The sequence below is a fragment of the Mammaliicoccus fleurettii genome, assembly GCF_002018435.1.
Lineage (GTDB): Bacteria > Bacillota > Bacilli > Staphylococcales > Staphylococcaceae > Mammaliicoccus > Mammaliicoccus fleurettii.
Map to the genome: position 1 here is coordinate 168403 of NZ_MWJM01000005.1, position 8390 is coordinate 176792.

The 8390-nt window shown below is 31.6% G+C and carries 7 protein-coding genes; all 7 read left to right on the plus strand.

The window, feature by feature from the left end:
- Positions 1 to 1382: LPXTG cell wall anchor domain-containing protein (locus B2G86_RS13300; RefSeq protein WP_158079025.1), on the plus strand; the 1382-nt coding region annotated here is incomplete at its 5' end.
- A 295-nt stretch (positions 1383 to 1677) separates the two neighbouring features.
- Positions 1678 to 2238 carry a TetR/AcrR family transcriptional regulator gene (locus B2G86_RS06130; protein ID WP_158079026.1) on the plus strand — a complete coding sequence of 187 codons (561 nt, stop codon included), beginning with the start codon at positions 1678 to 1680 and terminating at the stop codon, positions 2236 to 2238.
- Positions 2239 to 2398: 160 nt separating this feature from the next.
- Entirely contained in the window at positions 2399 to 2587 is a 189-nt protein-coding gene (locus tag B2G86_RS06135) for a hypothetical protein (protein ID WP_078357243.1), read from the plus strand.
- Between the two features lie 37 nt (positions 2588 to 2624).
- On the plus strand, positions 2625 to 4130 hold the full coding sequence (gene gtfA, locus B2G86_RS06140; RefSeq protein WP_078357244.1) for an accessory Sec system glycosyltransferase GtfA: 1506 nt from the start codon (positions 2625 to 2627) through the stop codon (positions 4128 to 4130).
- Positions 4123 to 5448: an accessory Sec system glycosylation chaperone GtfB gene (gene gtfB / locus B2G86_RS06145; protein ID WP_078357245.1), complete on the plus strand. Its 1326-nt coding sequence runs from the start codon at positions 4123 to 4125 to the stop codon at positions 5446 to 5448. The genes gtfA and gtfB overlap by 8 nt, the downstream gene beginning before the upstream one ends.
- Positions 5449 to 5641: 193 nt before the next feature.
- Positions 5642 to 5884, plus strand: coding sequence for a DUF488 domain-containing protein (locus tag B2G86_RS06150; protein ID WP_078357246.1), 243 nt, complete (start codon positions 5642 to 5644; stop codon positions 5882 to 5884).
- Between the two features lie 617 nt (positions 5885 to 6501).
- Positions 6502 to 8390: Ig-like domain-containing protein (locus B2G86_RS06155; RefSeq protein ID WP_078357247.1), on the plus strand; the 1889-nt coding region annotated here is incomplete at its 3' end.

An 8390-nucleotide genomic window follows, 5' to 3' on the forward strand; every position in this document is an offset into this window, starting at 1 on the left:
TCAGCGAATCGGAATCTATTAGTGAATCCGAATCGATCAGCGAAAGCGAATCATTAAGTGAATCCGAGTCTATCAGTGAATCGGAATCTATTAGTGAGTCAGAATCAATTAGTGAAAGTGAATCATTGAGCGAATCAGAATCAATTAGTGAAAGTGAATCATTGAGCGAATCCGAATCAATTAGTGAAAGTGAATCATTAAGTGAGTCAGAATCATTAAGTGAATCCGAGTCTATTAGCGAAAGTGAATCATTAAGTGAGTCAGAGTCTATTAGTGAGTCAGAATCAATCAGTGAATCAGAATCAATCAGTGAATCGGAATCTATAAGCGAGTCAGAATCAATCAGTGAATCAGAGTCAATCAGCGAATCGGAATCAATTAGCGAAAGTGAATCATTAAGTGAATCTGAATCTATAAGCGAATCCGAATCTATTAGTGAATCTGAATCAATAAGCGAGTCCGAGTCAATAAGCGAATCCGAATCAATTAGTGAATCAGAATCTATAAGCGAATCCGAATCAATCAGTGAGTCAGAATCTATTAGTGAGAGCGAATCATTAAGTGAATCAGAATCAATTAGCGAATCGGAATCTATTAGCGAAAGCGAATCAATAAGTGAATCAGAGTCAATCAGTGAGTCAGAATCTATTAGTGAGAGCGAATCATTAAGTGAATCAGAGTCAATCAGTGAATCAGAATCTATAAGCGAATCGGAATCTATTAGTGAATCCGAATCGATCAGCGAAAGCGAATCATTAAGTGAATCCGAGTCTATCAGTGAATCGGAATCTATTAGTGAGTCAGAATCAATTAGTGAAAGTGAATCATTGAGTGAATCAGAATCAATAAGTGAGTCCGAATCAGAACCAAACAGCGAATCCGAGTCATTAAGCGAATCAGAATCAATTAGTGAGTCAGAATCGTTAAGCGAATCCGAGTCAATTAGCGAATCAGATTCATTAAGTGAGTCCGAATCAGAACCAAATAGTGAGAGTGAATCATTAAGCGAGTCCGAATCAATTAGTGAATCAGAATCTGTTAGTGAAAGTGATTCTTATAGTGAGTCAGAGTCTATTAGTGAGAGTGATTCATATAGCGAATCAGAGTCTATTAGCGAGTTCGAGTCATTGAGTGAGTCAGAATCAATTAGTGAAAATGACTCATTAAGTGAATTTGAAACTTTATCTTCGGATGCTTTAAATGAGGATGATGAGATTTCTAACACGAATAAACAACAAGATGATCACAACAAAGATCATGGTAATAAATTGCCAGATACAGGTGAGGTTGCTACTAATAATGGGTTGATTTCAGGCCTTGCCGCGCTTGCTGGTATTGCTTTATTAAGAGGTAGACGTAGAAAAAATACGGATAATAATTAAGTTATATTGGTGAATTTCTTCAAGTAAGGAAATTTATTAGGGGCTGGGACAAGGAAATGTCTCAGCCTCTAATATTATATTGTTGGTAGATGAATAGATTGAATATGCGCTTATATCTAGTTTTTATAAGAAAATTTCAAAACCAAAACTTATATTTTAAATATAAAAAATAAATTGATAATTAATAGATATGTTGTATAATTTATAGACATTGTTGAGTTGAAGTATTTTTAAATGGATATTTAGTTAAATGAAATGTTTAATTAAAGCTTACAAAGAAAAGGGATGAATTTTTTTGGAAACAAGAAATTTAATTATAGAAACTGCAAAGGAATTATTAGTTGAAAGGGGATACCATGATTTAAAGGTAGCTGATATTTGTCGAACTGCTGGTTTAGGTAAAGGGACTTTTTATTACTATTTTGAACATAAAAGCCAATTAATCGATATTATCGGTATGATGTTAATCAATGAAATAGAATATCAAATTAATCAACTAGATAATCAGAAAAACACTGATGCTATGATTATTGATCTTTTTAATATTTTTATAGATTTTTCGATTGAAAAACGACAAATAATGAATAATTTATTAGCTGCTACGAGTGAAAGTGAATGGATGAATAGTTTGCGTACAGGTTATAAGCCATTTAGAAAAGTTATAGCACTTAAGTTGTTTAACGATGAATCAGCAAGCTCATTATTTAAAGTAAAATATATAATGGGGATTGTAGATTTTTATATTAAAGAAGAGATTTTAGATAATAATATTGCTAAAGATGACCGTATTTTATCGGTTTATATAAAAATGATCATGAGTGGAATCGATTCTGTTTCTGAAAACGACTTTAAATAATAAAAAATTTTTAATTTAGTGTATATTTTCCATAAAATTTATTGTATAATCTAAAAGGTTTGTATTTAGCAAATAAATAAATTTGTTAAATACTAATTTTTAGAATATAACTGACTCGTGGTCAGTAATCATAATTTTAAAAAGTAAGAAGGTAAATAAAATGAATAATGTTGATATAAGTAAAGAAGAATTAGAAAGACTTAATAAAGAAATTGAAGATGAATTACGTGAATATGATTTTAAAAAAGAGAAAAAACAAGAAAAGAAACAATTCTTTACTCTAAAGTTTATGTGTACATTCTTTTTAGTGATTTTAATGGTCTCAAGCTTAGTTAGATTGTTTATATAATAGAAAACTGATAAAAATATAAGGTGAGGTGATACAGGTGACAGTTTATAATATTAATCTTGGAATTGGATGGGCAAGTAGTGGTGTTGAGTATGCGCAATTATATAGAGCGCAGTTATTAAGAAAGTGCGAGCAAACGATTAAATTCGTTTTTTTAGACTTTATTAAAAATGAAAACATTCAAACATTAACTGAGAATATAGGATTTAAAGATGATGAAATAATATGGTTGTATCAGTATTTTACAGATATAAAAATTGCACCTACAAGTGTGACAATTGAGGAAATTACTAGTCAATTACATTCAGAGGTTACAAAAATTGAAGATAAAGGCAAAGTGAGACGCATTTATTACAATAGTGATCATAACTATATAAATTGTCATTTAAAGAATGAAGACAGTGATATTGTCGATAGAGTTGAATATATTTCTAGAGGAAAGTTAATTAGAAGAGATTATTACTCGTATGTTCGAATATTATCAGAATACTATGCGCCTGAAGATAATGCTGCAAAGTTATATATGAGAACTTTTTATAATGAAGATGGCTCAATTGCTTACAATGAATATGTAAATGAAGATGAAAGCATGTTTGTCTTTAAAGATAAAGTGCTATATACGAAACAAGATTTTATAACTTATTTTTTAGAAAAACTTAATTTAACTGAAGAAGATTTACTTATAGTTGATCGTTCTAAAGATATTGGACAGACAGTGGTTCAAAATAAAGGTGCAGCACGTTTAGGTATCGTGATTCATGCTGAACATTATAACCAAACTGCGACTAATGATTCTAATATTCTATGGAACAATTATTATGAATATGTATTTATGAATGCACATGAAATAGATTTCTTTATTACTGCTACCGATATTCAAAACCAACTATTAGCTGAGCAATTTGAAAAGTATTACCATAAGTATCCTAAGATATATACAATTCCTGTTGGGAGTTTAAGTACTTTAGTTAAACCAGAGCAACGAAAGCCGTATTCAATTATTACAGCTTCAAGATTAGCAAACGAAAAGCATGTAGACTGGTTAGTTAAAGCAGTAGTGAAAGCAAAAGAAACAATTCCAGAAATTACGTTTGATGTTTATGGCGAAGGTGGTCAAAAACGTTTATTGAAGGATTTGATTAAAGAAAATAATGCAGAAGAATACATTCAACTACAAGGTCACGTTAACTTAAGCCAAGTATATAAAGACTTTGAATTGTTCTTATCAGGTTCTACAAGCGAAGGATTTGGATTAACATTGATGGAAGCGATAGGATCAGGACTAGGAATGATCGGATTTGATGTGAATTATGGAAATCCTACTTTTATCAAAGATGAACAAAATGGTTATTTAATACCAATTAATTTAAATGAACAAAAAGAATCAGAAATTGTAAATTATATCGCAGATGGTATTGTTCGATATTTTGAACAGGACACGCATCGTTTTAACCAAGTATCTTATGAAATTGCAGAAAAATTCACGCAACCAGTTATAGCACAAAAGTGGAAAAAGCTAATTAGTGAGGTGTTATATGATTAATTTATTTGATGTTTTTGATAAAAAAGCGATCGTTTTATATAATTCATTCAAACATGCTGGTAATCAACGAACAACGATTGTTATTGAAGAAAACGGGTTTTTACCAGATGGTGTATTAACGCCTTATCAATTTTTTGCGAATAATCCTACTTCAACAATAAGTCCTTTATTTTTTAATGAAGTGACAATTCCGAGATTTTGGACGATTGAAGGTAATAATAATACAGCATTTATTAAAAATGTTGATGAAGTTAAGGCACGAATTATATATAAGAAGAATTATAAACAAAGAATTGTAGAGCGTGTGGAATGGTTGAATAAACGCGGACATACGCAATATATAGATTACTATAATAAATTCGGGTTAAAATATGCGCAAGTCGTGTTAGATGTTCAAACTCAAAAGAGAATTTTGAAGAGGTATTTCAACTATAACAATGACTTGTTTATGACAGAAAACTTTATAACAAATGATATTACGCTAAATTGGAAGAATAAAGAATACTTTTTCCATTCAAAAATTCAGTTTGTGAACTTTTATCTTAAAGTAGCACAATTAGAAACTGAAGATTTCATGATTAATTCACTTTCAATACCATCAGCAGTGCTTAACGGATTAGCTGGTCCTGGAAATGATCAGATTTTCTGGCAAGGTGATATTACAGAAAATATCATTAGTCATTTGGAAAAAGCATTAGCAAAAGAAAAAAGACAATATAAACTGTTGCTACCTAGTCAGTCATCTTATGAAAAAGCTCTATCATTAATAGATGGAAAATATAAAGATCGAATTCACCAAGCTGGTTATGTTTATAAATTTATAAAATCTAATCAACATTCAAATCAAGTATTAACATTGACCAACTCGGATCAATTGCCACATATTGAAGAAATTATACAATCACATCCAGAACTAGAATTTCATATCACAGCGTTAACTGAAATGTCTATGAATTTAATGAAATTGAATCAATATCCAAATGTAAATTTATATCCAAACGCACGAAGAGAAAAGTTTGTTTCACTTTATAAAACATGTGATATTTATTTAGATATAAATAAAGGAAATGAAATATTAGATGCAGTAAGAGCAGCATTTGATTATCAATTATTAATCCTAGGATATAACGAACTCGCACATAACAAGGATGTCACAGCAGAGCATAACTTGTTCGACATAGAAAGTTACGCAGCCTTAAGCACAACACTAGAACAAATAAGCACAGACCAATCAGTGTTAGATCAACGACTTCAATTGCAATTACAAACAGCAGGATCCATTAACACAACAGAATTTATTCAGTCATTGGAGAAGTGATTCTTAATAACTTGATTAATCTTTCTAATTAGCTAAACTTGTAATTAACATGTATATAAGAGGTGTATTAATATGATGTTTATTGCTGCATTTATTCCAGTATTTATTATAGGCTTTATTGTCTTAGCTATATTTGAAGAGAAAAAGAAAAATCGTAAATAATATGTGATGTTAGGAAGCGGAGGTTGAACAATTGTCTGTTTTTTCTATAGGTCATTATGATTATGAGTTAGATACATTTATGCAAATGTTGGAAGAAGCTAACATAACTATGATAGCTGATGTTCGAGCATTTCCTAATAGTAAACGTCACCCTCAATATAATCAAGAATCACTTGAAAAATGGTTAGAAAATCACCATATAAAATATCAACATATGCAGCTATTAAACTTCGCCTTACTTATGATAATAAAGAGAAAACACAGCAGTAACTAGAAATTTAGATTGTATATCTAACTCAAATAAATATCAAAATTGTCCACTTTTAAAGCAATATACCGAAAGCAACTAGTTATAAGAGTCTAATCCCTTTTAATTATTCTATTCTGTTATTTTATCTCCATACTCATCTTTAGATATACTTATGACATTGTAATTTTGGATATAATTTTTAGTAGTAATTGATAAAGAAAAAGATTGATCTAACTTATAGTTTTTAAAGTAGGCCATTTGGTATTTTTTTGCGCTGACTCCTGCGGGAAAAGCATGATTCGAAGACTACAGGCTGAGAACATGCCCGCGGAAAGCATGCGCATAAAAAATGCCGGCAAAGTCTAAGACTTTGTCGACACCCTGGGAGCTGAGACAAATTAAATGTCTCAGCTCTTTTTTTGAGGCTTGAAGTGAATTGGCCGTGCTTTCTTAAGTTGGACTAACTGGCAGAATTACGAATGATGTCCTTTACACTCTAAAAAAGATGTTTTAACAATTAATTAATTTTAAAAAAGTATTTTTAAATCATATATAAAACTTTAAATATTAATTTAAATCATTATTTACAATTAAATATATATGTAATATAATTGGGAAAATGGAAAAAATTGGAGGGTTTTATGAAAAAATTATGCGTATTACTTACTGTTTTATTACTTATTTCTAATGTATTTGTACATAGCAACCATGCTTATGCGCAAGACTTAACGCAACAAATAATCAAAGATATTAAAGTTGAAAAATCAGATGGTTCAACTGGAGAATTCACTCATCGTGAAAGAGCTAAAATTTCAGTGGAATTTGGTGGTGCCAAAGTATCACCTGGTGACACAATAAATATCAGTTTACCTGAAGAACTTAAAGGATTTAATAAAACTTTTGAGTTAAAGAATGAACAAGGTGTTACGCTTGGTACGTGTGAAGTAACAGTAGATGGTATTAAATGTACCTTTAATGACAATGTAAAAAATATCGATAATGTAAGAGGTAGTTTCTTTTTTGAAGCAGAGATAAATAAATCTACAGAAGGTAAAAATAATGTTGATTTAAATTTTGGAAATACAACAATTCATAAAGAAATTATTGTAAGCAATAGTACTGGTTCAAGTGGTGAATCAGATGAAATTTTCTTTAAGAATGGTCAAATAGAACCAAATGATACTGACCATGTACAATGGACAATTAGATTTAATAATAAACAAGATTATTTTAGTCCAAATAGTCCAGCAATTATTAAAGATACATTAGGTCCAGGTCAAAAGTTAGAAGCAGATAAATTTCAGTTTTCAGTAAGAACTAAAGGACAAAATGAAGCACAGTATTATACAAAAGAAGAATTTGAAAGCAGAGGATTAGGACATGTTGAAATCAGTGGGAATGGTTTCACTGTTTGGTTTAATAATCCAACTTATAATGAATTATTGATTTATTATTCTACTGAGATTACAGATAGTAATGCAGCATCGTTTGATAATAATTCTTCAGTAACGTATATAGATAAATCAGGAAACCAAATGAGCGAAAATTCTAATGCAACTATACAGAATATTAATGCTGGTGGTAAAGCAGAAGGTGATCTTCAAAAATATAGTGGAGATCTTATAATTTCTAAAATTGGTATTGATTCTAAAGGTGATACTAAGCAATTAGAAGGTGCAGAATTTGAATTAGTTAACATCGATGGAGAAGTAGTTGGCAAAGGAACAACTGATGCTAATGGTAAATTAATTTTTAAAGATATTAAAGGTGGAACACACAAACTTAAAGAAATTAAAGTTCCTGATGGTTATAAAATTGATAAAGCCAATTTCCCTAATGACATAGTTTTAGATTTTGAAGTAAATAAAGAAATTAATTTAGAAGTTACAAATGTTGCTGATACACCTCCAGAAGAGCCAACAACAGAAGAACCGACTACGGAAGAACCGACAACAGAGGAACCGACGACTGAAGAACCGACAACAGAAGAGCCAACAACGGAAGAACCAACGACAGAGGAACCAACAACGGAAGAGCCGACAACGGAAGAACCAACGACAGAGGAACCAACTACGGAGGAACCAACAACAGAGGAACCAACAACAGAGGAACCAACAACAGAGGAACCAACGACAGAGGAACCAACGACAGAGGAACCAACAACAGAGGAACCAACAACAGAGGAACCAACGACAGAGGAACCAACGACGGAAGAGCCAACAACAGAAGAACCAACAACAGAGGAACCGACGACAGAAGAGCCAACAACAGAAGAACCGACGACAGAAGAACCGACAACAGAGGAACCGACGACAGAAGAACCGACAACAGAGGAACCGACAACAGAAGAGCCAACAACGGAAGAGCCGACAACGGAAGAACCAACGACAGAGGAACCAACGACGGAAGAGCCAACAACAGAAGAACCAACAACAGAAGAACCAACGACAGAGGAACCAACGACAGAGGAACCAACGACAGAGGAGCCAACAACGGAGGAACCAACAACAGAAGAACCAACGACGGAGGA

What these genes read in the sequence shown, in the direction of transcription:
- B2G86_RS06135 (WP_078357243.1), top strand. Translation starts at nt 2,399, where the DNA reads ATGAATAATGTTGATATAAGTAAAGAAGAATTAGAAAGACTTAATAAA.
- gtfB (WP_078357245.1), top strand. Translation starts at nt 4,123, where the DNA reads ATGATTAATTTATTTGATGTTTTTGATAAAAAAGCGATCGTTTTATAT.